The sequence below is a fragment of the Shewanella sp. FDAARGOS_354 genome, from assembly GCF_002209245.2.
Lineage (GTDB): Bacteria > Pseudomonadota > Gammaproteobacteria > Enterobacterales > Shewanellaceae > Shewanella > Shewanella xiamenensis.
Genome location: NZ_CP022089.2, coordinates 1,985,589 through 2,011,675, shown reverse-complemented (window position 1 = coordinate 2,011,675; position 26,087 = coordinate 1,985,589). Strand labels below are relative to the sequence as shown.

The following is a 26,087-nucleotide window of genomic DNA, read 5'->3' as shown; positions in this document are numbered from 1 at the left end:
TTTATCGATTTAGCTTGCGAAGGCTTGGGTATATTTGTTGATAATCTGCTCTACTTTTCCATTGGCTTTTAGCTGCGCTATTGCGTGATTGAGCGCAGGTAGTAGAGCAGCATGCTCTTTCCGTAGCCTTAGCACCAGTACGCCATCAGAATGCACCGCGGCTAATCCAACGGGGATCTTAAGCTTGTTTGACCAATATAAGGCGGGATAGTTACCCGAGATAATGGCCGTGATGCGGTGTTTATCTAATGCCTTAATCAACTCTTGTTCAGAGGTAAAATCGACACGGATAAACTCCTTGTCGTCATGGTACAAATATCCCCTGACGGTACCGATTTGCTTGCCTTTAATTCCAGTGATTTCTTTAAAGGATTCAACATTTTCGGGTCTGGTCACTACGTACTCAGTGATAGGCATGATGGGATCGGATTTCACGAATAAGGGACCAAAATCTTGGTTTTCAAACCAACTGGGGCTAACCACATCAAAATCTAATTGACCCGTTTCAAGGGCGTTGTTCGTCCGTTTGGGCGGCAAGGACAGATTTTCTCCCTCAATATTCGCTAAGGATAAAATCTGCGGAATTAATTCAGAAATTATTCCCGGAGCATCGGGTTGATTGGCAATAAAATACGGATACCAAGAATATGAGCCAGTAATGTTGTACTTGAGTTGTTCTGCATAGGACTGAGGGGCAAACAAAATCAGTAATAAAACGCCTTTAACGAGGCAACGATAGAGAATACTTCCTTTACCCATCGAGTCCTTCACTCCTTGGTTGATCGAGCTTAGTGGTTACTACGCTACATTGTATTCTTTCGTTGTGAAAAAATGGTTATCTGTGGCGCAGTTTACCTATTCAAGCAGTTTTCAGCCGTTAAGCCAACAGTTGGCACAATGCAGGTTGCTGATTGTGAGGATAAATTCGATAGGTCTTATGGTGTTTGATAAGACTCGTTTTCTTATTGCCCTGGCTTATCAACAAACCATGGGAGAGGGCGATTTGAGTCAACTGTTGCTCATCGGCACGGACATATAAGTTGATGGGTTTGATGAGCTGATTATCTTGAATATGCTGGGTAAATTCTTTTACATCAATGACTAAGCTCGATTGGCCATCGCCGTCTAGCTTCAGTTTCGTATTAATTTCTGTATCGGTAAACACTAACCACTCGCGCTCAGTCAACTCGGCAATCATAGCGTTTAACGCCGTACCTAACTCCACGTGCGAGTTTTCAACGCTCTGATATTGATGAACAATTCTTTCCAATAACCGCTTAAGTTCGGCGCCAGCACCTTGGCTGCGAGCCATACGGATCCACGTGGTCAGATCCTCGGCAACCAATTTTGAAAAGCGTTTTTCCTTCAGGGCCTCAACCATCCAGTTGCATAAAAAATGGCTTTCCTGTGCGGGTGTGCGTTGGGCTTTTTTGGCTTGAGCTGAAGTGGTTAAATCGGTAAGCCCCGCCAGTGCGAGTTCGAGTATGGCTTGATTATAGGTTTGAGAATTCATTGTGGCTCCGCCGCGGGCTAAAGGGATTGATCTGATTAAATTGGGGCGATATTTATTGCGGCGGAGCTAGTTTAGCAAAGCAGTCGCTAAATCGATAACGATTCTTAGCGGCTGCTTGGGTGGGATATGGATTATTATGGCGCACCGACGAGGCTAGCCGCCGTCAGAATCAACTTAGGCGCAGGTCTCACCTTGTAGTTGGGATTCACATATTGGAAATGGATTAATCCTTGAGTATCAGCAATATAAATTGCCGGTACTGGCAGGACTAATCTTTTATCGCCTTCGGGCGTTGTCCAAAGTGGATTATCCAGTTTTAAGCGGCTCAGGTAAGTCTCAGTAACTTGCTTGCTGGTATAAAAGGCAAGCCCAAAGGCTTGCGATGCAAGCATTTTTTCATCTGAAAGTAATAAGTATTTCAGCTCATTTTTCGCCGCCGAGGCTTTTAACAGTGCTGGAGTATCGGGTGATATACCCACTAATTGAAAACCCATTTCAATGAGTTTTGGCTCGATCGCTTTTAATTGTCCCATTTGGTTGTTGCAAAACGGGCACCAGCCGCCACGGTAAAAGAAGAAAATCGTTGGTTTTTGTGCCGTTAATTTGGCTAAATCAACATTTTGGCCATTCATGTCTTGCAAAGTGATTGCGGGGATTTGCTCGCCATTGAGTAGTGGGCTAACCGAATATTCATCTTTGGCGATAGGTTGAGCGAGCGTGCTAAAACTGCCGAGCAGTAGGCTTATGGTCAGTAAAAAGCGCTGTAGTGTGGACTGCATTAGAGCATATCTCCTTGTCATTAGTTTTTGTTTCAATTAAATATTCTGCTGTTAACGGTAAACCGTTATTAGCCTGTGTGCTTGGGTGGACTGAGCATGGGTAGTAAACGTAGAAATAAGAACGGCGAGATGCGAAATTTATTGCAGTATTTGTCGTTATTTATTGGGTTTGTTAATCAGTGCTATCACTCGGATATTGCAATAAGAACAAGATGTCCGCAAATCACTCTGAGTCAGATAGGTTTTAAATGGTAATAAAAAAGCGTCCGTTTAAGGACGCTTTAACATTATTATTAGTGTATTAAATTAGCGCGTTAAGATAGTTATCAACACAACATTATTTGAGTTTTTTGCCTTTGCTTGGGGCTTGACCAACTTTCATTTTCACGCGGCGGCCCTGCATGCTTTTTTCGGCGATGATCTGCTCGCTGACGTTGTCGAGTCGCTGTTGTTTTTTGGCAAAACTGCGACGGGTTTGCAGCTGTTTTAACAACAACTCACGGCTACCGACCTCATATCCTGGAACGGTAATGCGGCGAATTTTTTGGCCGATTAGCTTTTCAATATCCGCTAGGGTGCGCTCTTCTTCACGGCTCACAAATGAAATCGCCACGCCACTTTTACCTGCACGACCTGTTCGGCCGATACGGTGAACATAGTCTTCGGCAAGGAAGGGTAAGTCGAAGTTGACCACATACTCAAGGCTGGGAATATCTAAACCGCGGGCGGCCACTTCGGTCGCCACTAGCACACGTACTTTACCGGATACAAATTCGCGCAGCGCACGGCGACGGCTACCTTGGGCTTTTTCACCGTGGACGACTTCAGAGGGAATACCATCTAAATTTAATTCTTTAACCAGAGTATCCGCTGCATCGCGGGTCGCGGTAAACACTAACACTTGTTGCCAGTTTTTCTTACCAATCAACTCCGATAATAGCTCGCGTTTACGACGCTGCTCTACCGGATACACCACTTGGCTAACGGTATCTGCGGTGGTGTTTTGTTTATCGGCGCTGATCACTTGGGGTTTGACCATCATCTCGTTAGCCAGTTTTTTCACTGCGCTGGAGAAGGTGGCTGAAAACAGTAGGTTTTGACGCTTCTTATTGACCGCTTGAAGAATTTTTTGAATGTCGGCACTAAAGCCCATATCCAGCATGCGATCGGCTTCATCGAGCACTAAAAAGTCAACGCTGGACAGACTTAAGTTACAGGCGGTAAGGTGCTCAAGTAAACGGCCAGGGGTCGCGACAATAATATCGGCACCGCGTTTTAACTTTTGCGCTTGAGTCTCAACTTTTACGCCACCGTAGATCGTTAATACGCTGAAATTTAAATACTTGCTGTAGGCTTCAACGTTTTCTGCTACTTGGGCGGCAAGTTCGCGAGTCGGAGTGAGGATTAATACCCGCGTGTTAGATTTTAAGGTTTCACTTGGGTTTTCAACCATTTTTTGTAGTATCGGCAGTGCGAAGGCGGCGGTTTTACCTGTGCCGGTTTGCGCGCTGGCGAGCACATCTTGGCCGCGGCGGATGGCTGGGATCGCTTGCTGCTGAATCGGTGTCATTTTTTGATAACCGCAATCTGAGATAGCGCGTAAAATCTCGGGGCAAAAACTAAAAGATTCAAATCTCATTTTGGATTCCTGTCATTCACTCATTCAATCATTCAAGCGCCTTACCCTATTACAGACACTTTTACAGCAAAGTATTCTGCCATGGGCGAACGTTAACGCACTTGTTTGTGCCTTTCTAACGCTTAGCGGTCAGAAAAATGGCGGGCGCGGAGTATAGCAAAATTTTCGGTTAAAACCTGTACTTTTTAACCCTTTGGCCGTTTATAACGATATTGCTGCTGTTTTGCTGATAATCAGAGGATTAACTTAAGGCGTGGATTGGCTTGGATAAAGGATGCCGCGCTATTGTGTGTCGACAATCGCGCGGCATTACAGCTAGCCAAAGGCGCGGCGTAGGCCAAGTGCTTTTTCAGCGCTGTGTTTTAAATGATTGGCGGCATCACCAATCTGATGCGTTGCCGCGAGGTTTTCACTGCTGCTTTGGGTGATGAAATGAATATTGTTGGTGATTTCATGCACCACTTGGCGCTGCTGATCGGCGGCCACCGCATTTTGCTGTGCAAAGGTGTGGATCTCGCTGACTTCTTGGTAAATGGTGTTGACGTTTTTGGCGGAGGTTTGAATGTCGTTAGCGCATTGCTCTGCATGTTGGCGGCTTTGCTCCATTTCTTTTGCCCACGCATTTAACATGCTGAACATCTTATCGACACTCTGCGAAATACTGTTGGTCGATAACTGAGTGCGGCTCGATAGGGCGCGCACTTCATCGGCCACCACCGCAAAGCCGCGCCCTTGTTCACCCGCTCTCGCGGCTTCAATGGCGGCATTGAGGGCAAGCAGGTTAGTTTGCTCAGCAATAGAATCAATCTCACCCATGGCACTGGCAACTCGTTCAGCTTCTTGATTAAGCAGATTGGCATTATTCGCTGCATCGGCGACGGATTTAGCCAGCTGTTCGACCTTTTGGGTATTAGCCTTCATATTGGCGCTGCTTTTTAGGCAGAGATCATAGGCGGTATTAATGCTGGTTGAGGTTCGTTGAGTGTTTTGAGCAACTTCGGTAATCGTCGAACTCATTTCTTCCATTGCACTTGCCAGTTGCTCGAGCTGGTTTTTCTCTTGATCTAGGCTGGCATAGGTTTGTTCAGTGGTGACCACAAGTTGATCGGCTATCGCATGCAATTGATTAGCTTGATCTTGAGTGCGGCCGAGTACGCCATTCATCTTGGCTTGTAATAAGATCAATTGAAAATCGAGAATCGATGAGGTGTCAGCTCCCGAGTAGATGTAGCGACTAATAGAATCGTATTTTGTTTGCATATCAATCAACTTGGCCGGAATACGAAAGGCTTCATCGTAGAAGATAGCTAAGTTAAGGCCCATTAAAATCGCGCCAGCGATAATCACTCCCCAACCCCAAAGGTAACCCGCAATTAATAATCCTGTCGATGCAACTACAGCAGAGACAACACGTTTTTGCATTAAACTAAGTGGCTTAGTAATGGATTTATTGTCCAATAACCTGCGGTAAATAGCTGTTGCTCTAGTGACATAGGCTGCCTGCGGTTGCAGACGAACCGACTGATAACCAACAATTGTGCCATTCTCAAACACGGGAGAAACAAAGGCATCAACCCAATAAAAATCGCCATTTTTACAGCGATTTTTAACTATGCCACGCCAAGATTGGCCGGATTTTAGTTTTTGCCACATCTCTTTAAAAGCGGCACTAGGCATATCGGGATGACGTACTTTGTTATGCTGATGCCCAATTAATTCTTCGGCACTGTATCCTGATACTTCGGCAAATCGTTGATTAACATAAGTAATAATCCCGCGGGTATCTGTGGTGGATATCAATTCGTCTTGAGGAGTGAGGCGGATCTCTTGTGCGTGATGATGGTTGTTACTGATTTTATTGTGACTAGGGTTACTCTGGCTCATTTCGTGTGTCCATTCTGGGCCGATATTATGATTAGGGTAAATGTAATGCTAAAGCTTGTGCCGACTCTCATGGGGGTCGGCTAATTATGTGATAATGGTATCATTTTTGTGTGGATATTGGAGAGTGGTTTTTAGCATTACCCATAAGAAAAGTAATGCATTTTTATTTTTCTAACTTTTTAAAAATATTAGTTTTTTTATTGCTATTTAAACGAGTGTTTATCCTGTTCATCGGCATATTTAGTGTGATATCTACTTTAGTATTAGCGGTTTTTGTCAGGTTAATAAGGTTGTTTTGAAGCAATAGGGAGAGGGTTTATACAAGCCAACGTCAGTGCATAAAGCGCTTTATATAGTGAATATTCGTCGTCCTTTGTGAGCCTCACAGGCATTGTGCCCACATGGTGCATTGACTTAAAAGGAAGTCGCGTCAATGCACCTTGGATTGAAATACCAGTGATAGTCCGAATTGATTAGATATCTAATGTTGTTGGTATTACATGATGATCTGCGGTTTACTGACGCACAAACCTAAAATGGTGTAGCTTCAATACTCTAAAACAATAAACCCAAGACAGTATGTCTTGGGTTTATCTAGTTACGAGGGGTTTTAACGATGAGTCATTAAATAGCTTTTGTCGCCTGTGTGAGCCACTCTAGTTCAGTGCCAGACATCAAAGGCGACAGGGTATTAAACACTTTCTGATGGTAAGCATTAAACCAGTCGATTTCGCCTTGGGTTAACAGGCGCTTATCGATAAGGCGAGCATCCATGGGGATCAGCGTTAGGGCATCGAATTCATACATTTCACGTTCGGCGCCCTTTAAGGCTTCGCAATGCTGCACTACCACTAGATTTTCGAGGCGAATACCAAAACTGTCGGCGCGGTAATAACCTGGCTCATTTGATAACACCATGCCAGGCATTAAGGCGATAGCATTAAGATTTTTACCGATGCGCTGTGGGCCTTCATGCACACTCAGGAAATGACCGACGCCATGGCCTGTGCCGTGGTCGTAATCAAAGCCATGTTGCCACAGATATTGGCGGGCAAAAGCATCGAGTTGTTGGCCTGTCGTGCCTTTAGGGTAGCGGGCTTGATCTAAGGCAATATGGCCTTTAAGTACCAGTGTCACCATCTTTTTCTGTTCATCATTCACTTCGCCAATGGCGATGGTGCGGGTGACGTCCGTGGTGCCGTCCAGATATTGAGCGCCAGAATCCACTAAGTAGATGCTGTTCATCGTCATCATCGCAGGCGTGCCATTGTTATGGTTATAGTGACACATGGCCGCATTGGCGCCAGCGGCGGAGATGGTGTCGAAGCTTGGCTCGCGATACTTGGGATCTTCGAGGCGGAAACTTTCTAACTTGTCGGCAAGAGTGGCTTCATCGTGCAGACGATTAGCCACGACTTCGGCATCGAGCCATGCAAGAAAACGGCTCACTGCTACACCATCACGGATATGGCTGGCACGCATGCCCGCTAATTCGGCGGCATTTTTTTGGGCTTTAGGCAGAGAGACTGGGTCGATACCAGCAATCAATTTGGCGCCAGCATCGCGGGCAAGATTTTGCGCCCAAGCGTTAGCAGAGTTGGGATCGGCCAGCAGTTTCACGCCCTGCAAACTTGCCAAGGTATCGGCAAGTGAAGCTTCACTGTTAAAGCTCACACCCGCTCCAACGTGTTCCTCAATGCCTTCGGGGAGTTTGCTCAAATCGGTAAACAGCTGCATATCACCATTGGCATGGAGCAGGGCGCAGCCGAGCACGACAGGGAGGCGAGGAACATCATTACCACGGATATTAAGCAGCCAGCAGAAAGAATCCAAAGCGGCTATTAGCGCGACATCGGCGCCGGCTTTTTTGACTAGTGCGCCAATCTCGGTCCGTTTTTGCAGGCTGGTCTTACCCGCACTTTCATTACTAAATAAGGTGATAGCTGCGCTCGACGGTGCAGGTCGATTTTGCCAGTGCTTATCAATCGGATTCTGTTCGACGGCAACCAGCTCGATTTGGGCTTTCGCTAACGTCGCTTTGGCGTTTTCAAACCAGGCTAAGGTGTGTAAACGGGCATCAAATCCGACACGTGAACCTGCGGGTAACGTGTCGCATAACCATTCGATTTGCGGAGTGTCTGTCAGGCTTTCATAGCTAAAGAGGTTTGCATCGACCTGTAAACGCACTTGTACCGTATAACGACCATCGGTAAAAATGGCGGCTTTGTCTTTTAGGACAATGGCCATGCCGGCTGAACCGGTAAAATCCGTCGCCCAATAAAGACGCTCGTTGTGCTCTGGCACATATTCGCCTAAATACTCATCGGCGCGCGGAATAATAAAGGCGTCTAAGTTGGCGTTTGCTAGCTCGCTACGAATGGCGGCAAGACGGTTGGCAATCTTATTTGATTGCAATGGTTGTGACGACGAAGGTAACGACATAGGGGCTCCAAATTGATGGCATGGGCTACAAAGGTAGGCTGCCAAATTATCATGGGTAATGCTGGCGAAAAGGATGCAAATTGACAGCGATTATCGCAAGCTCAGCAACGAAGTTGCAAGGTATGGAATAAAGGATTTTGTATACAATTTTGTTTTTTAGGCAACATTTTGTGATGAAAATGGCTGTGATCTCTCGCTAATAATCAAATTGAATTGTTATCTTAATCACTCTGGAATCATGACTAATTCTTACAAATTAGCTACTTAAGTTTTATTCAATCGCTAATATTGACCCATTATGCTAACATTCGCCATCTCCGCTCGGGGTCAGAGGGGAGCACATGTATCAGTGGAGTTGGCGATGCAAACATTAACAATAGACGTGGGCGGTAGCAAAGCCCTGTTCGAACTTCAACTCAAGGGGCATACAGAACAATATAAAATCCCCACGGGTGAAGGCTTTAAAATAGAAGACTTAAATAATCAAATCGCGGCGTTGGAACGGGATTATGATTTACAGCATTACCATTTAGCGATCGCTGTACCAGGGCTTGTACAACAGAATCGTTTGGTATCTTGTAAATCCTTGCCCGGTTTAAATGGGTTGAGTTTTGATACCTTGAAAACCCAAGGTCAGCTTAAGTTTATCTGTAATGATATCGATGCGGGCATGCAGGCAACCTGTGATGAAAAATATGCCTGTGAGTTGTTAGTCATGTGTGGCACCGGTATCGGTATGTCGATTGCCTTTAACGGCAAAGCGTACACCGGTGCAACTGGCGTCGCAGGAGAGCTGGGACATTGCCGAGTGATGACAGAATCGGGGGAGTTCACTTTAGAGCAGCTTGCCAGTGGTGATTCTATCCGTAGTCGGAAGATTTCTACTGCCGATGATGTATACCGTGCAGGTACTTATCTTGGTATGGGACTCGCATGGGCGGTAAATCTCTTTAATCCTAATCGGATCTGGTTAGCGGGCGGCATGATGAACAGTGCGCCTTACTATAAAGGATGTCTGGACAGTTTAAGACGCATGGCCTTGAGTGCGCCATTAGCCGAAATGAAGATTAATCGTGTCGATGATATGGAAACCTTAGTTTGTCGTGGTTTATCAGTGATCTTGGCAAGGGATTTTTCGGATAAGGCAGATTCGTAAAAAACGGAGATAGAAAAAACAAAGCCCTACAATGCAGGGCTTTGTTTTTAATGCAGAAATTAATTTATCTTTAGCAGCTCTACATCAAAAATCAGTACCGAACCACCGCCAATTTTGCCTGTGCTACGATTGCCGTAGGCAAGCTCACTTGGAATAAAGAAGCGATACTTATCGCCTTCGACCATCAGTTGCACGCCTTCGGTCCAACCTTTAATCACCCGATCCAACGGGAAGGCAATGGGCTCACCACGCTCGACCGAGCTATCAAATACGGTACCGTCGATCAAAGTGCCATGGTAATGCACGGTCACTGTATCGCTCGCCTTGGGATGAACTGTGCCAGAGCCTTGATTTAACACTTGATATTGCAAACCTGAAGCTGTGCTGAGTACACCTTCTTTGGTTTTATTTTGTGCTAAAAATTCATTACCTAAACGGATATTTTCTTGGGCCGCTTTTTGGTTATTCATCGAGGTAAAGAAGTAAAAAATCACCCCAGCAATCACAACAACGGCAAGTAACATTTTCATTTTAAGGAACACCTTAGTCAATTTTGGCTATGTTATCAGTTTTTTAGCGTGAGAGGCTAGCGATGTTCGTGCGCGTAGCCGTGGATGATTCGCGTTACATTTTCTCACGCTTTAAAAGCATCCGAAGGCTTTATCCAGCTTTAGATATCGCTTAACCTGTGGCATTAGACTCTATAAAAACTCAATAAAAACAGATAAGAAGAATAAACAAGGATAGTCCTATGTTAACTAAAGCCGCAAAACCGCTGGTCAAGCTTGTCGACCGTTATTTACCCGATCCCTATATTTTTGTCTTACTCCTCACGCTAGTCGTGATGATTTCGGCCGTGGTGGCCGAGCAAAAAACACCCATGGACGTCATCAGCTACTGGGGCGATGGCTTTTGGGCGCTGCTGAGTTTTTCAATGCAGATGCTGTTAGTGCTGGTGGCGGGATTTATGCTCGCCAGCTCACCACCGATAAAAAAATTGCTCGATGCCATCGCCGGCTTGGCTAAGTCTGCGCCGCAGGCGATTATCTTAGTGACGCTGGTTTCTCTGGCTGCCAGTTGGATTAACTGGGGCTTTGGTTTGGTAGTCGGCGCGTTATTTGCCAAGGCGTTGGCCCGTAAAGTGAGAGTGGATTATCGTTTATTGGTTGCTAGTGCTTACTCTGGTTTTGTGGTTTGGCACGGCGGCTTGGCGGGGTCTATTCCGTTAACCATTGCCACTGCGGGGCATTTCTCAGAATCACAAATTGGCATTATCTCTACCAGTGAGACCATTTTTGCCAGTTTTAACTTGCTGTTAGTGTTGGTTTTATTTGTGGTGATGCCACTGGTAAACCGTTTTATGTTGCCAGAAGAAAAAGACAGCATTTATATCGACCCTAAGGCGCTTGAAGATGTGAGTAGTGAAGAGAGCAACACAGGACATGTGCCAAACGCTATTACTCGTCCCGCAGATACATTAGAAAATAGCCGTTTACTGGGGTGGAGTGTGGGCGGCGCAGGGCTGGTGTATTTAGGCTATTACTTTGCAGTGCAGGGCGGCAGCTTAAACCTTAATTTAGTTAACTTTTTATTTTTGTTCCTTGCCATAGTGTTGCATCAAACGCCACGCAGTTTATTGCTGAGTCTTAACGAAGCGATTAAAGGCGGTGCGGGCATTGTGATTCAGTTCCCCTTCTACGCAGGCATTATGGCGGTGATGATGCAATCGGGTTTAGCCCAAAGTATCTCCGAAGGATTTGTAGCCATTGCCAGCGCTGAAAGCCTGCCATTTTGGAGCTTTATCAGCGCAGGCATTGTGAACATTTTTGTGCCTTCGGGCGGCGGACAATGGGCGGTGCAGGCGCCGATTATGTTGCCAGCGGCTGAAGCGCTGGGCGCCGATGTGGCACGTGTTGCTATGGCGGTGGCTTGGGGTGATGCATGGACCAATCTTATTCAGCCTTTCTGGGCTCTACCTGTGCTGGCCATCGCCGGATTAAAGGCGCGGGATATTATGGGATTCTGTTTAATGCAGTTGATTATCACAGGGGTCATTATCAGTATTGCCCTAAGCTGGTTTTAAGTACTGATATAGCTCAAAATTTCCCCGTTAAAAGAATTAACGGTTAACGGGGCTAATTTTTTCATTGCGACTTCCGTATTGTGTCAATTCCAAATGTGGCCGACATTTTGTTATGTATGAGCCTTGAATTGGCGTCCCTAAGGGCTCTACAACTTGTAGGCACTCTGACATTCGTATCTTCAGGTTGATTGGGGATTTCAGGTTGATTGGATATGCGCGCTTTAAATCAATCTATCCATCACTCCGGTTTGGAGCCCATAACCCAGCAAGGCCAAGTTGGTTACTACCGTTAGCCAAAACAGTTTACGAAAGGCCGTTTTTACTGATTTATGGCGTAGAAGGTGCTGGGCAAACAGTGCACCGGGCCAGCCGCCCATCAGCGACATGAGGTGCAAAGTACTTTCTTTGGTGCGCCATTTACCTCTTTTAGCGGCTGATTTATCAACGGCGTAGGTGATAAAAGTGCATAAACTCAGCGCCAGATATAAACCAGCAATCGCGACTGGCAGCATATGCCACCAAGCCGCGCCAATTAACATGGCGAGAAAGGCCAGTGCTAATAACAATGGCATCGAACTCGCCTTGCTGTGAATCACTCCCGGCTTTGAGGCGCGGGGCGAGCGGGTGTGAGTCGTTTTTTTGTTGTTCATTTGTTCTGGTGCTTGGGACGAATGGATTTAAAGGCGAGGTGGCGCCAGAGTTTTTCGAGCGGCCCTTGCTTAAAGTAGCGTAAATATACACTCGCAAGCAGCAATTGCAGTAGCGAATAACCCAAGGCTATTGCCATATAACTGCCTCTATTGAGGGTTAACAGTAACTCAGGGGCAAAGTGGCGAAAGATAAATACGCCAACGATAGATTGCAGAATATAAAGGCTAAAGGCGAGTTTGCCGACATTTTGCAGTGGCTTTAGCACGGTCGAGCGGTTTTGACAGATATAAACCACTATATGGATATAAATCAGCGCCATCGGAATAGCACTCAGCATGACTAGAATGTCTGAAAACATCACCAGTATGGGGTTTTCGGTTAAGCCTAATAGGGTATCCATGGAGGATAACACTAAGGTGGCTAAAGCGAGTTTGAGTAAGGTGTTACGGTCAAAACCCTGTTCAAAGATGCCCTGTTGATAGAGTGCCATCCCCAGCAACATTAAGCCTGCCGTAAACCACATTAAGGTAAAAGGGATCACGAGCGCCATATAGCCAACTTGAATTAAATGCAGCAGCAGTTGGTTAGGGTAACTTGCTGTCCAAGCGTTATATTGCTCGGCAAAAAGTGCTGATTCGCGGGTAAACAGTTCGTCACTGCCGCTAAGCGCTATTAAGCTGATCATCACTAAGGCAATGAAAATAAAAATATTGGCCTTACGTTTTAACTCGTCGATGCTGGCATCACGGTAACAAAGTGCTAAAAATCCACTGACCCCATAGGTCAGTAAAATATCACCGGGCCAGATAATGATGCCGTGGAGCAGGCCAAAGACAATCAACCATTTCAAGCGTGAGCTTAGCAGCGAATAAGCGGCCAAGCCATTGTTGCTAAATCGCTGAAATTGAATATAAAGCCCAACACCAAAAAGGATAGAAAATAGGCTGATAAAGCGCCCTTCAATAAAGAAATTGCTAACGCTTTGGAGGATTTGGTCTGAAAGTAAGGGGATTTGATGGGGCGCATAGCCATAAAAACTTATCCCCATAAAATAGATATTCATAAAAAATATCCCCAAGACGGCTAAGCCCCGAATCGCATCGAGGTTGGCATTGCGAGTACTTGGGATCGAGAGATCGTGAGTGTGATTCGCCTTTGAGGGATTTGCCCAAGGATCTTTAGCAGCTTGAGTGATAGGTTTGATAGTAGGCATCCTTTCTCTACACGAAATGGGGTAAACCGAGTCGGAGCTCAGCTCCGTTCAATTTTATGGTACAAGGCCTTCACCGAACTGGTGCTTAAGGCATATCACTGCTGGACCATTCGATAAGTGCTACAAACATCGTTGCTATTCACCAATATCTTCGTTCCATAGCTGTGGCTTGGCGGCGATAAAATCGCGCATTAATTGCTTGCACTCGTGATTGTCTACCACTGTCACGTCGACTCCGCGGGACTGTACATAGGCTTCCGGCCCTTGAAAAGTGACATTTTCACCGACCACTACCTTAGGGATGCCGTAGAGTAAAATAGCGCCACTGCACATATCGCAGGGGGAGAGGGTTGAATAGAGCGTGGCTTTTTGATAATCGGCGGCGGTCAATCTGCCAGCGTTTTCGAGGCAATCCATCTCAGCGTGTAATACGGCGCTGCCTTGCTGCACACGTTTATTATGCCCGCGGGCGACAATTTTACCGTCAATCACTAATACTGAGCCAATGGGGATACCGCCTTCGGCTAATCCTTGTTTGGCTTCATCAATGGCGGCCTGTAAAAATTCATCCATGTTGTCCCCCTGTTAGATTGTTTTGCTTAGCATAGCAGTCCGTAAGGTTTGGGCAAGACAACTTAACTTGTTATCTTGCTTGACGATTAACCTTGGCTCGGTGGCGTTAACTTATTTTTGCGGCTTTTCTGAAATCCATAATTTAATATGCCCCTTCACGACCACGACTCCTTGAGTGTCGTAGGCGGTTACGGGCACCAACATATCGCCGGGGGCCCATTGCTCTGGCGTGACTTCAGCCACACACAAAATATCGCTGCCCGCTTTGGCGGTGTAATCCACACTCATGCCCTTAGGGATCCAACGTAGGTGCGCTGGAATCGAGGCTTCGGCCATCACGCCCATTGCCATTTCTAAGCCATTACAAATCGCAATCACGTGCACCGTTTTTATATGGTTATGAACAGCATGACGTTTTTTTATTAAACATGAACAGTAGTTAAGGCGCAATTCAGTGATCAGTGGTTTGATGGTGCCAAAATAAGGCGCCATACGTGACACCATCATTGAGAAGATTTTTTGGCCAAAGGGTAAACCTTGGGTCTTGTGGTAAAGCGCAAGCACCTTGTTCGGTTTGGTACGGGTTTCTTCGTGAGTACTCATGTTTATCCTTCATCGGAGTGCAAACTAAGGGGGATAATCTTTGGCCAATGATGATGTTAGGTCTTAGTGGCGCGGTTATCTTTTTCTGGTCGGATGAGTGTAACATTGAGGTAACAATAATTGCCAGTCGGCTGAATTAAGTAAACTTCATTTCGCTGTTTTTAGGCTAACACCGTATAATCACGACAAATTTGTCATCAATGACACCACATATTGATTTAGCAACAAGGACTTACATTGAAATATTTGCTGACCTATTTTAAGGGCATGGCCATGGGCGCCGCCGATGTGGTGCCAGGGGTTTCGGGCGGCACCATCGCCTTCATTACTGGCATTCTTGATACCTTGCTTGAAAGCGTTAAGCGCATCAATCCATCCCTTTGGGGTGTGATTAAGTCGCAGGGGCTAAAAGGCGCTTTTATACATATCAATGGCGGATTTTTAGTGAGTTTATTGGCGGGGATCCTGACCAGTATTTTTAGCTTCGCTAAGCTGATTTCGTGGTTGCTGGTGGCGCATCCCATTCCGATTTGGTCATTCTTCTTTGGCTTAATCATTATTTCTGTGGTGCATATGCTCAAGCAGGTGAGTGGCTTTACGCTGGCACGCTTAGGTTTATTCGTGCTCGGCGTGTTAGCTGCTTGGGCAATTACTGTGCTTAATCCTGTGTCGGTGGAAGCCAGTTACTTAAATATCTTCTTTGGCGGTGCGATTGCGATTTGTGCCATGGTGTTACCCGGGATTTCGGGCAGTTTTATCTTATTATTGCTTGGCTTATATCCTGTAGTACTCGCAGCGGCGAAAAATATTCAACTGGATATTCTAGCGTGTTTTGCTGTGGGGGCCGTAATGGGGTTACTGACATTTAGCCATTTATTGTCGGCGCTGCTACGTAAATACCATGATGCTACTATCGTGTTTTTAACCGGATTGATGCTTGGTACCTTAGGCAAAATTTGGCCTTGGAAACAAACCTTAACCTGGCAGACCAACTCCCATGGCGAGCAAGTGCCTTTGCTGGAACAAAATATTTCGCCACTTAATTTTGAGCAAGTGACTGGCCAGCCCTCACAACTCTTGTTTGCTATTGTGTGCATGTTAGCGGCGATTGCCTTAGTGTGGGGCTTAGAAAAGGTTGGTAAACGGGATTAGCTAATTCTGTGGATGATGTTGAATAAAAGCAGCGAATATCGCTGCTTTTCTGTTTTAAGGGCGATGGAATATCTCGACTTTAGGGCAATGTCATTTTGCTCGTACTTTAGTTACAATCGCCCAATTATAATGAGTGCTCAGCCATCGATGTTGTGCATCCGTTTAAACTCAGTGAGAGTTTGTCGTTACGATAAGGATATAGTTGTGGAAAAAAAACAGGTTCCCTGGGTTGGTGTGGCGCTAGCAATTTTTGCCTTAGGTCATGTAGTTAACTTGCTCATTGATAAACAAGATTCTGAAATATCACCTGAATTAAAGCAGCAAATTTCTGACACGATCTTAGCTCATCGGCCATCATCCGCCGTGAATAATGTTGTCACTTCCACCCCGAACAACCTTGAGCTGGTTGACGATTCGCCCAAAATCCCGATGCCCGCTCAGTTAGCCCAAGTGAGTCAAATCTACAGTAATCTCAGTGCATTTGCGGCGCTCAAGCAAGATGGCACTGTGGTGGCATGGGGCGAGCCTGACTGTGGCGGCGATATCAATAATGCCGCCGAGCCTCTGGTCAATGTAAAACACCTATATGCGGCAGAGGATAGCTGTGGTTTTGCGGCCTTAACCCATGACGGAAAGCTTATTCCTTGGGGAATGGCGATGAAGCAAGTGCTGACCGGTGTTCGTTCTTTTGTGTTGGGAGAGGTGCTGTATGCGGCCATCAAACAAGATGGCAGTGTAGTGAGTTGGTCTAACTTGGATTCAACGCCTGCCGAACTGATCTCGGGGCAATATGCCGCGCCTGCTATGACCAATATTGACACAGTGTTGATTAACAAAGGTGCCTATGCTGCCTTAAAGCAAGATGGAACTGTAGTCTCTTGGGGGGGCGCCGATTATGGCGGCGATAGTCGTCACGTAGCCTCTGAACTTACCCATGTCGATTTGCTCTATGCTAATGATAATGCCTTTACCGCGAGGACCGCGACAGGGAAATTAGTGTCTTGGGGCGGGCCCAGCGATGAGCAAAAAGGCCGTGAACAATTAGCCAAACTTAGCCAATTAGCACCAGCCGTGAAAGTTGTTAACACCGATCATGGGTTTGCGGCACTGCTGGCGGATGGCAGCGTATATTCGTGGGGTGAGGGCGAATTGACTGAGTATCATGCCGCGTTTCCAGCGCGTTTATCTACCACAAGTCGCGCCAATAAAGTAATTGATATTTATGCAAATCGTGGTGCGTTTGCCGCTCTAACCATTAGTCGTCAACTGTACGTATGGGGCAGTAAATTCAATGGTGCCGATACGTCAGTCATACAGGAAAAGTTGCAAAACATTGATAAGGTTTATCCCTTTGATGAGGGATTTGTCGCGCTACGTCGGGATAATACGGCCGTTGCTTGGGAAGGTTGGGACTTGGGACAGCATCAACCACGTTATCAAGAAATCCCGCAGGTGGACAAGGTGGTGACCTATGAGCGGGAGTTTGCCTTTTTAAAACAGGATGGCACCGTGGTTGATGGTCACTCTGGACCTAAAACTCAAATCACTCAAGCATCGGATATTTTCCCGACAGGCTTTGGGTTTACGGTTAAACGCCAAGATGGTTCCATTGCTGTATGGATGGGTGAAGAGCCTGCGATGACGTTAGATAAGCAAGCCGTTGATTTGAGTCAAATGCGTGAGATTCGAAGCAATTTGTTTGATGCCATTGCGTTAATGGCCGATGGCACGGTACAGGCATGGAATATGATGGGCTTGAGCGGACAAGCCTCGCAATAATGAGCGCAAAATACTAAAACGCAAGGGCTAAGGTTATTAGATCTTAGCCCTTTATTTTAGGCTGAGGCTTTGTCGTTTTCAGCTTGATTGGCTTTGATTTCACGCAAATAGCGGTAAATGGAATGCACTGAAATCCCCAACCGAGTAGCGGCTACTTGGGCGCTGTCTTTGAGTTCAAAAATCCCTAATTCATGGAGTTGATTGACGATTTCGCGACTTTTTTGCGAAGGTGAAATCGCAGCGTTAGCACGAACTTCGTGATTCACACTGTCAATCGCACTATGTAGCGCCTCATCAATATTGCGTGCGAATACTTCGGGTGAATGGGTCTGCTCATTGCTAAACAGTTGTTCTGGCATCATAGAGCGCAGGACTGATTGCAATGGGGCATCCATATCCGTGTTGATACAGAGCAATCCAATCGGTTGATCTTTGCTATTGCGGATAATGGTGGTGGTTGATCTGAGTGTTTTGCCGTTGGCACATTTTGTCAGGTAAGCGTTAGAAATATCTTGTCCCGATTTTAGTTTTTGTATCGCAAGATTGGTAATCGGCGCGCCAACTTCTCGCCCGGTTATATGACCATTGGCAATTTTGACCACCGAAGGATGCTTAGCATCTAAGCTGTGCAGCACTACCTCTGTATGCTGGCCATACATGGCGGCAATCCCATCGACGATATTTTCGATAGACTTGAGTATATCCAGATCGCTTTGGGTTAAGTCATGTAATTTCATCATGTTAGCCTTTATTCAGAAGCCTATCAGTAATAACCGTCTTACTCTGACATGATGTTAATAATGGTGACATCTGTTGATGACATACCATTAAGGACCATTCTGCCAATGTTTTTGATGGTCTTCTCAACATCTTTGGCAATGATGCCTTGCCCAGAAACGTTTTGGCTGTTGAGCGCCATTAAGAAGGAGCGCACCGCCGCACTCGATGAGGTACTGACCTTCATAGCGCAGGAGGCTTTCGCACCATCACAGACCATACCCGAGCTGTCGCTGATAACATTTTGAATCGCAAAGCAGGATTGCTCGAAACTGCCGCCTGCTAAATACACCATCGCCATAGAGGCCGCCGCGCTGGTGACCGTATTGCCACAAAATGCCGATAATGGCGGGTAGTGTGACTTAATATAAATCGCCCCTAAGTGGCTCATAATTAAGGCGCGCGCCAGTTTTTCTTCACTGACTTTATAACACTGAGCCGTGATCACTACCGGAATCGTGGCCGCAATCCCTTGGTTACCACTGCCTAAATTGCTCATGGCGGGCAGGTTAGCGCCGCCCATACGCGCATCTGAAGCCGCCGCAGTTAGCATCACAATTTTATTGAGTAGGTCTTCGCCAATAATCCCCGCGGCAATACCGTTTTTCATGGTGCGGCCGACTTCTAATCCATAGGGTTTGGACATACCTTCATCGGATAATTTGCTATTTAACTCAGAGGCTTTAAGGATAAATTGGATTTCTTCGAAGGGCACTTCTTGGGCAAAACGGTAAATCGATTCAATATTGATATCAACGCCGTCGCAGATTGAGCCTGTAGCCTTGGCTTGGGCGTTATCGGCGGTAAATACTAACTCACCATTTAAGCGCTTCTCGGCTATTAAAGTATGGCCGCCGCAGATTTTCACCATGGCTTCTTGTTCACCCGCGGTTAAGGTCACACAGCAATAGATAAATTCATCGGTCGCGGTACGCTCGACTTTTACTTTACCCGCATCAATAAGGGTTTGTGCTTGCGCCACTTGCTCTGGGGTGACGCTGGCAAGGACTTCTAAGCCCGCATCGGCATTGCCCGCAAGTGCGCCAGCGGCGGCGGCAATTGCAAGACCTATTTTACCTGTTCCAGGCACATAGACGCCCATTGAGTTTTTATACAGATTATCAGAGACCTGCACTGCAATTGCGTCTGGATCACCAGTCAACAATGTGCGTGCAACCGCCGCCGCGTAAGCTGCGGCAATCGGCTCTGTGCAGCCTAAAGCAGGTTTAACAACTTGGTTGATGATGTGAATATACTGCTGCCATTGGGGTTTCATCGGGCTACAACCTTACAGATGCTTAATCGTTAACGTGGGCGATGGCTTCGATTTCCACTTTGACACCCAGTGGGAGATCCTTCACCGCAAAACAGCTGCGCGCTGGGCAGTCGGTTTTAAAATAGGTTTTATAAACGTCGTTAAAAGCGGCAAAATCACTGATTTCGCTTAAGTAACAAGTGGTTTTAAGTACGGTTTCAATGCTGCCGCCGCCAGCTTCGAGCACGTATTTTAGATTCTCAAGGCATTGCACCGATTGCTCGCTGATGCCGCCATCAACCACGCCACCTTTGTCTTTGCATACTGGCAGTTGTCCTGAGGTAAAAATAAGGTTGTTACAGCGAGTGCCGTGGGAATAAGGGCCAATGGCCAGAGGCGCGTGTTCTGCGTGAATAATGCTTTTCATGATTGAATCACCAAAGTCTAAATTTGCAACATTATTTGCATTTTTTGGCGATAGAGCAATCGTTATTGCAAATATTTTTGTATCCATAGAAAGTTTTTGTATTTTTTATTTAGCTATATCAGATTGTTATGTTTTGTGGCTGCTACTGTTGGAAACACTCAACTTGGCTTTGACTCAAATGAATTTGCATTAGATAGCGGTTTTATGACTCGGTAATGCCCTCGTTAGCCTCAACTCTGGTTAATAGGGTTAATAGGATTAATAGGGTTAATAGGGTTAATAGGATTAATAGGATTAATAGGATTAATAGGATTAAGCCCAAATGAATCCGAGCGAAGATTTTGGCTAGATTCTAAAACTGTTGCCAAATTTAGTTGACCACTACAAGGTGAGTTTACGCGGTAATCGTGAGCTTATTGCAAGTCCATTGAACGTAGTTATCATTGCAATAAGCTGTTTGATATACATTTATTTATCTGAGCTTGGGGTATTCAGGCAAACGCTTACTCTTACTTTTTGTCATAAGAGCTGCTCGACATTGAAGTAGAATAACTAGGCGTTATTCCTTGTTTCACGATCTTGCCATAACGAACAACATTTAATCTCGAAACATTCCATATGCCCGAGAAATGAGCACACCCTCAAAATTGTTTGAAGGTGTGTGAATCAAGCTAAAGCTTAAACTGCGAAGTCGCATTCTTCAGTTCATCGGCAAAATCGACTAAGCCTTCTGACACATTTCGCACCTGTGACAAAATCTGTAAGGTTTCGTCAAAGGAAGCATTCATACTAACCACATTATTTACAACGAGAGAGGCGACAGAAGCTTGTTCTTCGGTTGCAGAAGCAATATTCGTGTTCATTCCATTAATACTGACGATTTGCTCTTGGATTGACTTTAAGGCGAGGCCAGTATTTTTAGCATTGGTTTCATTTTCTGAGGATTTGGTTAAGGCGGCATTCATGGTATTGACGGAAGAAACCGCGGCGGTTTTAAGATTTTGTAATACTTGACGGATTTCAGTGGTTGCATCGGCGGTTTTAGAGGCCAGGGCGCGCACCTCATCGGCGACGACCGCGAAACCTCGGCCTTGTTCACCCGCACGTGCGGCCTCAATCGCGGCGTTTAGCGCTAACAGATTGGTTTGTTCTGCAATCGAGGTAATCACATTTAAAATTGAGGTGACATTTTCAGTATCTCTAGCTAACTCATTGATAGAATTTGAAGCAACTTGGATTCCTTTGTTGAGATCTTGGGAGATATCTATGGTTCGTTGCACCACATTCATGCCTTGCATGGCTTCTTTTTCGGCAACTTGGGCGGCACTGGCGGCTTGTCGAGCATTTTGCGATATTTCAATCACGGAATGACGCATATCCTCCATTGAAACTTGCACTGTACTCGCATCTTGACTCTGTTGCTGAGTCGCTTTAGTCGCATCTTCCATCCGCTGTTTTAACGAATGTGAACTCTCTAACAGCGGGTCTGTTACGTTCACTACTTGGAGGATGGAATCGGCAAGTAATCTTAGAAATCGATTGAAGTTGCTGGAAACTTGGCCTAACTCATCAGTGCCAGAAACAGTGAGTTGATGATTTAAATCCCCTTTGCCATCAGCGAGTTCTTCAAGCGAGCGGGCAACGCTATGGGCGGCGGAGCTAATCGAGCGAGCAATTGCAATGGTCACAATAAACATCACGATAAGTAATGCAATACCAGAGGACACCGTTAGCCACAGGCTTTGCTCCGATCTGTCTGCGGCTTCTTTGATCGCTTGTTTAAACTCAATGATTTTACTCTGTTTGTAGGCTTGTACCTCATTGAGAACCGCTTCAAAGGCTTGGGACTTTTCTTGGCTGATTTGGCCAATATTTGCCATATCGATAGTCCCAGCCAGCATGCCTTTAGCTAGCTTTAGCGTCATGTCATTGTAGCGGGTGAGTTTATTAGATAAGCCGTTTAACTGAGTTGCCTGCGAGGGATCAACGCTATCAAGCTGTTGTAGATTCTTACGAACTGACTCGTACATATTTTCCGCGTTGGTCAATAAATCTTCATCTGCAAAGGAAACCGATTGGGTATAAAGTTCATCGAGTCGTTGCACAAAAAATACGTTTTGATTGGCTAACTCTACTCTTTGATAAACTTGTTGCTCCATATAATTAAGCGTTGCGCGATTTTTATTAATTGAAATAACACTAATGCTTAAATTTAATGTGAATATAACGACAGCTAAAATAAAAATTGCGCCAACTTTTTTAAAAATAGAAACGTTGTTAAAAAAATTCATTATCAGCCCCCAAAAGGTGCCGGAGTATACTCCGGCACACCAACTTAAAATTCGGCAACCACTTTGACCGAATCATTGGCCTCACTACTATCAATATAGCCAATAATATTGGGGTTTGAAGAAACAAGTTTAATCATTTCTGCCCCACTAGTGACTTCTTTGGGCGGTGTTCCTTTACCGGTAAATACTTTTTGTGACCAATAGGATTTGAGTTGACTCGATGATTTACCTAAGACTTTTGAGTCAAAGGTTTCCCTTAATGGTACGGCACTGTCCAAATTCACTGGAACAGCGGAGGCACCGTTAGGGAAGGTTTTTGTTTTTCCTAGATAAATGTTTTCTATCGCTTTTTGATCAATAGTATCGCCATTGCTCGGATGAACAATTACCACCACGCCTGCCCAAATGGGCATTGATACTAAGCTAAGTAGGATTGAGCAAAGTAATTTTTTCATGTCTCTCTCCTAAAATACCAAGTCAACGCCGAGGCTGATGGATTGCGAGTCTCCCGCGACCTTCATGCCTGGGCCGCCTTCATCTTTTACATCATCGTATTGAATTTTAAAGGCGGCAGAGGGATGGAAATCCCAACGTATACCCGCAGAAGTGGTGTGATGGACTTCACCACCTTCACCATCATTAAAGTCAGAATACGAGACATAAGGCATAACAGATTTTATGCGGTATCCCAATGTGACGAGATAAGTGTCTAGATTACTGCCATCTAGATCCAATCTATTCAGCTCAGATAAAAATAAGAAGTTGTTATAATCGATATTGACCGATAAGCCGTAAAATTTACCTGTTCTTTGTTTATTGCCATTCCATTCTTGTTGTACACCGCCAATATAACGTTCATTGGTATATTGCATATGGGTTAAGCGAATATCCAACCAGTCACGGTTAAATTGTACTACGATGCCGCCAATATCTTTCCAAACTTCACGGGTGTTCTCTAGGAAGAAGAAATCAGAAAGTAATTTATTGGGGTCACTATCTTCACTGCCGTAATAGACCTGTCCTGACATAGTCCATTCACCCATTAAATAGTTATATAATGCGCTGACACCCGTGTAGTTAAAGACTTGCCATGTGTAGTTATCTGCTGGTGGACGGATCCAAGGATAGGCATATCCCACGTCGAAAAAGTCACTGTAATAATAGAGTGGCAGTCTTTTTTTACCGCCTTGTACCGTCCAGTGTTCATTTAATTCGTAGGATAAATAGGCCCACTCAAAATCGGCTGAAAAGTCATCGGCACCTCGGGAAACCACCTGAGCAGTGGCGGATAATCCTTCAAGTAAATCGGCTGAAAATTGAATACCAAAAAGTGTGTCGGGTTTAAAGCTGATATCTTCATCGTATGCGCCCACGAGTGGATAATCAGCTAGGAAGGTTGGGCCAAGGTCAAACTCTGCAACGCCAGTGCCATCTATTACTCTACCCGCAACCACTGAGGCAAAACCTGAAATATTCACTTCGGCTTGGGCACTGGTGGCAAGTAAGAGAGAACAGAGACTGAATAACAGTTTATGTTTCATAGATAAACCTACTTTGTAAGGTATGTGCATTTTTAAGCCTAGAATGAATGTGGTTTTTTACCATTATTTTTGGAACAATTTTGCAACAATCACGTCTAAGTTTCATTTTCCGGCAGAGCTTCAGGGCTTTTTTACTTTGATTTTGATTTATTTGGTGTTTAGTCATTTTGACCATGCATCAGTTAAGAGGCTGTCGAGCCAAACATGGATAAGTAATGTGTGACAACGTTTTTAAGAGTACTGAATTGACCGACCACTAAACGCAATACCTTTGCGACAAAATGTCCCACTTATCTTAACTGTTCTTGCATTTATGTGCTCTTTAAGGGTTTTTTTTGGTACATCGATCCCATTCCCATCCACGACACTATTGAGGTGCAGATGGGACTTTCTATAATCGCTATCAAGTACTTTAGTGGTCTCTTTTTTTCTAATACTTATCCATATAAGGAATGTCTAATGCAAAGGCGTGATTTTTTGAAAGGTGCAGCGATTTTGTCGGCAGCGGGAACCGTGATGCCAGTGTTGGCGGCGTCGACCCAAGCCAGTTCAATGGTCGATAAAGCCTGCGGCCGTCGCCGTTTTACCTTAACCAATACCTATCAATTAGTCGCGCCAGAAGGCTCATCCGGTGTGGTGAAGTTATGGGTGCCGCTACCCGAAAACACGGCCTTTCAACAGGTTGAAAAACTTAACTTTAGCGGCACTTATCAAGATGCTTATATCAGTGCTAATAACCATTATGGCGCCAAAACCCTGTTTGCGACTTGGCCCGATGCTAAAGGTAAAATGACCTTAACATTAGAATTAGTGATAGAAACCCAAGATTGGGAACCCCTTAAAAGCGGCGAGTTAAGCCATTATCGCGCGCCAGTAAAACCTGAGTATCCTGCTGAAGTGGCCATCTACCTTAAGCCAACCAAGCATATGCCAGTGGACGGTATCGTGAAGCAGACCGCCGATAAGATTGTGGGTAAAGAGACCGAACCACTCAAACAAGCACAACTCATTTATAACTGGGTGAGTGCCAATATGTACCGTGATAACAGTGTGATAGGTTGCGGTAATGGTGATGTGGCAGCGATTCTTGAAAGTGGCAAACTCGGTGGAAAATGTACTGATATCAACTCAGTGTTTGTGGCGCTGATGCGCGCAGTGGGTGTGCCTGCCCGTGAGATGTTTGGTATTCGTTTAGGCCAAGCGATCAAGATGGGGAAATACTCTAAAAAAGCCTTTGGCAGTGCTGATGAAAAAGGGGTTGCCGATGTCACTGGTGGCCAACATTGCCGTGCTATGTTCTACCTTGCTGGTTATGGCTGGTTACCCGCCGATCCTGCGGATGTGACTAAAATGCGCCTCACCGAGAATAAAGAACATAACGACCCTGCTGTGCAAGCGGTGAACGACTACCTATTTGGTAACTGGGAAATGAATTGGGTAGGCTTTAACTATGGCCGTGACTTTGACTTATTCCCAGCCGCAGAGCAGACTCCACTCAACAATTTTGGTTACCCTTACGCTGAAGTGGATGGCGACCCTGTCAATTACTATGAGCCAAAAGTATTTGCCTATGACTACCAGTCAAGCGAACAGCGTTAAACAGCTGTTAGCCACCATGACCGCCGCAGTGATTGCGGCGATCGCCTCCAGCCTTTGTTGTATTGCGCCCTTAATCTATTTAGTGTTTGGCGTCTCTGCCGCGGGGCTGTCGGGGTTATCGAGTTTAGGTTGGTTACAAGTGCCTATGTTGATCCTGTCAACCGGGCTTATCTTGTTTGGGTTTTGGCGTTTGTACTTTGCTAAAAAGCCGCTTTGTACCGGCAAGTTTAGCCGAGGACAAATGTTGCTCATTTACTGGCTTAGCGTGCCGATTGTGTTGGCCTTTCAGCTGTATCCCTTTGTTTTACCTTGGTTGCTTGAGGTGTTTGAATGAAGCCACGATCACGTATCACAGAATTTACCACACGATTAACCACACTATCGACCCTATTAGCCATCACATCATTAGGATTTACGCCCTCCACTTGGGCAGACAATCTGTTGGTCACACTCGATGTTAAAGGCATGACTTGCCCATTATGCGTTACCGTCGTCAATCAAGCCCTGCGCAAAACCGATGGCGTGATTAAGGCCAAAGCCAATTTGAAAACTGAGCAAGCGGTAGTGACAGTCGCTGAGGATTATAACCTCGACAATCTGCTAAAAGCTGTTGATGCCACTGGATACAAAGGCAGCATCAACAAGGTTGAAAAGCAGAGTTGAGAAACTTTTAGCCGTTCGAGTGAGTCGTTAGAGCAGGCTAATCTTGGCTTTCCAGAACGGCTTTTAA

Annotated in this window: 24 protein-coding genes; 7 read left to right on the top strand and 17 right to left on the bottom strand. The window is 45.5% G+C overall.

Annotation, left to right across the window (positions count from 1 at the left end; all coding sequences use genetic code 11):
* Positions 1–9: 9 nt before the first annotated feature.
* The 6 genes from CEQ32_RS09060 to CEQ32_RS09035 form a co-directional block, all read right to left on the bottom strand.
* Positions 10–759, bottom strand: coding sequence for a transporter substrate-binding domain-containing protein (locus CEQ32_RS09060; protein ID WP_037415702.1), 750 nt, complete (start codon positions 757–759; stop codon positions 10–12).
* A 118-nt stretch (positions 760–877) separates the two neighbouring features.
* Positions 878–1,513 (bottom strand): DUF2913 family protein, encoded by a 636-nt coding sequence (locus CEQ32_RS09055; protein WP_037425436.1) that lies wholly within the window; start codon positions 1,511–1,513, stop codon positions 878–880.
* Between the two features lie 134 nt (positions 1,514–1,647).
* A complete protein-coding gene (locus CEQ32_RS09050; protein ID WP_037415710.1) occupies positions 1,648–2,292 on the bottom strand; it encodes a peroxiredoxin-like family protein in 645 nt (214 codons plus the stop codon).
* Positions 2,293–2,629: 337 nt separating this feature from the next.
* On the bottom strand, positions 2,630–3,931 hold the full coding sequence (locus CEQ32_RS09045) for a DEAD/DEAH box helicase (protein WP_037415712.1): 1,302 nt from the start codon (positions 3,929–3,931) through the stop codon (positions 2,630–2,632).
* A gap of 315 nt (positions 3,932–4,246) precedes the next feature.
* Positions 4,247–5,815: a methyl-accepting chemotaxis protein gene (locus CEQ32_RS09040; protein ID WP_055647342.1), complete on the bottom strand. Its 1,569-nt coding sequence runs from the start codon at positions 5,813–5,815 to the stop codon at positions 4,247–4,249.
* Between the two features lie 624 nt (positions 5,816–6,439).
* Positions 6,440–8,257 carry an aminopeptidase P family protein gene (locus CEQ32_RS09035; RefSeq protein WP_088585883.1) on the bottom strand — a complete coding sequence of 606 codons (1,818 nt, stop codon included), beginning with the start codon at positions 8,255–8,257 and terminating at the stop codon, positions 6,440–6,442.
* Positions 8,258–8,618: 361 nt separating this feature from the next.
* Between CEQ32_RS09035 and CEQ32_RS09030 the strand changes: the two genes are divergently transcribed.
* Positions 8,619–9,413, top strand: a complete 795-nt coding sequence (locus tag CEQ32_RS09030) for an ROK family protein (RefSeq protein WP_037415724.1) — start codon at positions 8,619–8,621, stop codon at positions 9,411–9,413.
* A 59-nt stretch (positions 9,414–9,472) separates the two neighbouring features.
* On the opposite strand, the gene CEQ32_RS09025 is transcribed toward CEQ32_RS09030, so the two are convergent.
* Positions 9,473–9,943, bottom strand: a complete 471-nt coding sequence (locus tag CEQ32_RS09025) for an FKBP-type peptidyl-prolyl cis-trans isomerase (protein ID WP_037415735.1) — start codon at positions 9,941–9,943, stop codon at positions 9,473–9,475.
* A gap of 221 nt (positions 9,944–10,164) precedes the next feature.
* Here CEQ32_RS09025 and CEQ32_RS09020 point away from each other — a divergent pair, with 221 nt between their 5' ends.
* Positions 10,165–11,496 carry a short-chain fatty acid transporter gene (locus CEQ32_RS09020; RefSeq protein WP_088585882.1) on the top strand — a complete coding sequence of 444 codons (1,332 nt, stop codon included), beginning with the start codon at positions 10,165–10,167 and terminating at the stop codon, positions 11,494–11,496.
* Between the two features lie 221 nt (positions 11,497–11,717).
* Here CEQ32_RS09020 and CEQ32_RS09015 read toward each other — a convergent pair whose 3' ends face one another.
* From CEQ32_RS09015 to CEQ32_RS09000, 4 genes are all read right to left on the bottom strand, one after another.
* Complete coding sequence (locus tag CEQ32_RS09015; RefSeq protein ID WP_037415740.1) at positions 11,718–12,068, bottom strand: DUF1294 domain-containing protein; 351 nt, start codon at positions 12,066–12,068, stop codon at positions 11,718–11,720.
* 74 nt (positions 12,069–12,142) lie between these two features.
* Positions 12,143–13,360, bottom strand: a complete 1,218-nt coding sequence (locus tag CEQ32_RS09010; protein WP_181159805.1) for a DUF418 domain-containing protein — start codon at positions 13,358–13,360, stop codon at positions 12,143–12,145.
* Between the two features lie 135 nt (positions 13,361–13,495).
* Entirely contained in the window at positions 13,496–13,933 is a 438-nt protein-coding gene (locus CEQ32_RS09005; RefSeq protein WP_088585881.1) for a nucleoside deaminase, read from the bottom strand.
* Between the two features lie 111 nt (positions 13,934–14,044).
* Complete coding sequence (locus tag CEQ32_RS09000) at positions 14,045–14,536, bottom strand: hotdog fold domain-containing protein (protein WP_037415749.1); 492 nt, start codon at positions 14,534–14,536, stop codon at positions 14,045–14,047.
* A gap of 237 nt (positions 14,537–14,773) precedes the next feature.
* On the opposite strand from CEQ32_RS09000, the gene CEQ32_RS08995 reads away from it, so the two are divergent.
* Both CEQ32_RS08995 and CEQ32_RS08990 read left to right on the top strand, forming a co-directional pair.
* Positions 14,774–15,688: a DUF368 domain-containing protein gene (locus CEQ32_RS08995; RefSeq protein ID WP_037415751.1), complete on the top strand. Its 915-nt coding sequence runs from the start codon at positions 14,774–14,776 to the stop codon at positions 15,686–15,688.
* Between the two features lie 204 nt (positions 15,689–15,892).
* Entirely contained in the window at positions 15,893–17,467 is a 1,575-nt protein-coding gene (locus tag CEQ32_RS08990) for a hypothetical protein (protein ID WP_088585880.1), read from the top strand.
* A gap of 56 nt (positions 17,468–17,523) precedes the next feature.
* Here CEQ32_RS08990 and CEQ32_RS08985 read toward each other — a convergent pair whose 3' ends face one another.
* From CEQ32_RS08985 to CEQ32_RS08955, 6 genes are all read right to left on the bottom strand, one after another.
* Entirely contained in the window at positions 17,524–18,204 is a 681-nt protein-coding gene (locus CEQ32_RS08985; RefSeq protein WP_037425470.1) for a transcriptional regulator, read from the bottom strand.
* A gap of 41 nt (positions 18,205–18,245) precedes the next feature.
* Positions 18,246–19,520 (bottom strand): serine dehydratase subunit alpha family protein, encoded by a 1,275-nt coding sequence (locus tag CEQ32_RS08980; protein WP_069454506.1) that lies wholly within the window; start codon positions 19,518–19,520, stop codon positions 18,246–18,248.
* Between the two features lie 22 nt (positions 19,521–19,542).
* On the bottom strand, positions 19,543–19,926 hold the full coding sequence (locus tag CEQ32_RS08975) for a RidA family protein (protein WP_055647334.1): 384 nt from the start codon (positions 19,924–19,926) through the stop codon (positions 19,543–19,545).
* A 671-nt stretch (positions 19,927–20,597) separates the two neighbouring features.
* The gene (locus CEQ32_RS08965; RefSeq protein WP_055647332.1) at positions 20,598–22,217 is read right to left on the bottom strand and encodes a methyl-accepting chemotaxis protein; all 1,620 of its coding nucleotides are present in this window, start codon (positions 22,215–22,217) and stop codon (positions 20,598–20,600) included.
* 44 nt (positions 22,218–22,261) lie between these two features.
* Positions 22,262–22,672 carry a phosphate ABC transporter substrate-binding protein gene (locus tag CEQ32_RS08960; protein WP_037425478.1) on the bottom strand — a complete coding sequence of 137 codons (411 nt, stop codon included), beginning with the start codon at positions 22,670–22,672 and terminating at the stop codon, positions 22,262–22,264.
* 9 nt (positions 22,673–22,681) lie between these two features.
* Positions 22,682–23,758 carry a porin gene (locus CEQ32_RS08955; protein WP_088585879.1) on the bottom strand — a complete coding sequence of 359 codons (1,077 nt, stop codon included), beginning with the start codon at positions 23,756–23,758 and terminating at the stop codon, positions 22,682–22,684.
* A gap of 459 nt (positions 23,759–24,217) precedes the next feature.
* On the opposite strand from CEQ32_RS08955, the gene CEQ32_RS08950 reads away from it, so the two are divergent.
* From CEQ32_RS08950 to CEQ32_RS08940, 3 genes are read left to right on the top strand one after another with little or no spacing between them, the layout of a single operon-like run.
* The gene (locus tag CEQ32_RS08950; protein ID WP_037425483.1) at positions 24,218–25,357 is read left to right on the top strand and encodes a transglutaminase domain-containing protein; all 1,140 of its coding nucleotides are present in this window, start codon (positions 24,218–24,220) and stop codon (positions 25,355–25,357) included.
* 16 nt (positions 25,358–25,373) lie between these two features.
* Positions 25,374–25,691, top strand: coding sequence for a mercuric transporter MerT family protein (locus CEQ32_RS08945; RefSeq protein ID WP_047540796.1), 318 nt, complete (start codon positions 25,374–25,376; stop codon positions 25,689–25,691).
* Positions 25,688–26,020: a heavy-metal-associated domain-containing protein gene (locus CEQ32_RS08940; protein ID WP_051714064.1), complete on the top strand. Its 333-nt coding sequence runs from the start codon at positions 25,688–25,690 to the stop codon at positions 26,018–26,020. Before CEQ32_RS08945 ends, CEQ32_RS08940 begins: the two co-directional genes overlap by 4 nt.
* The last annotated feature ends 67 nt before the right edge of the window (positions 26,021–26,087 follow it).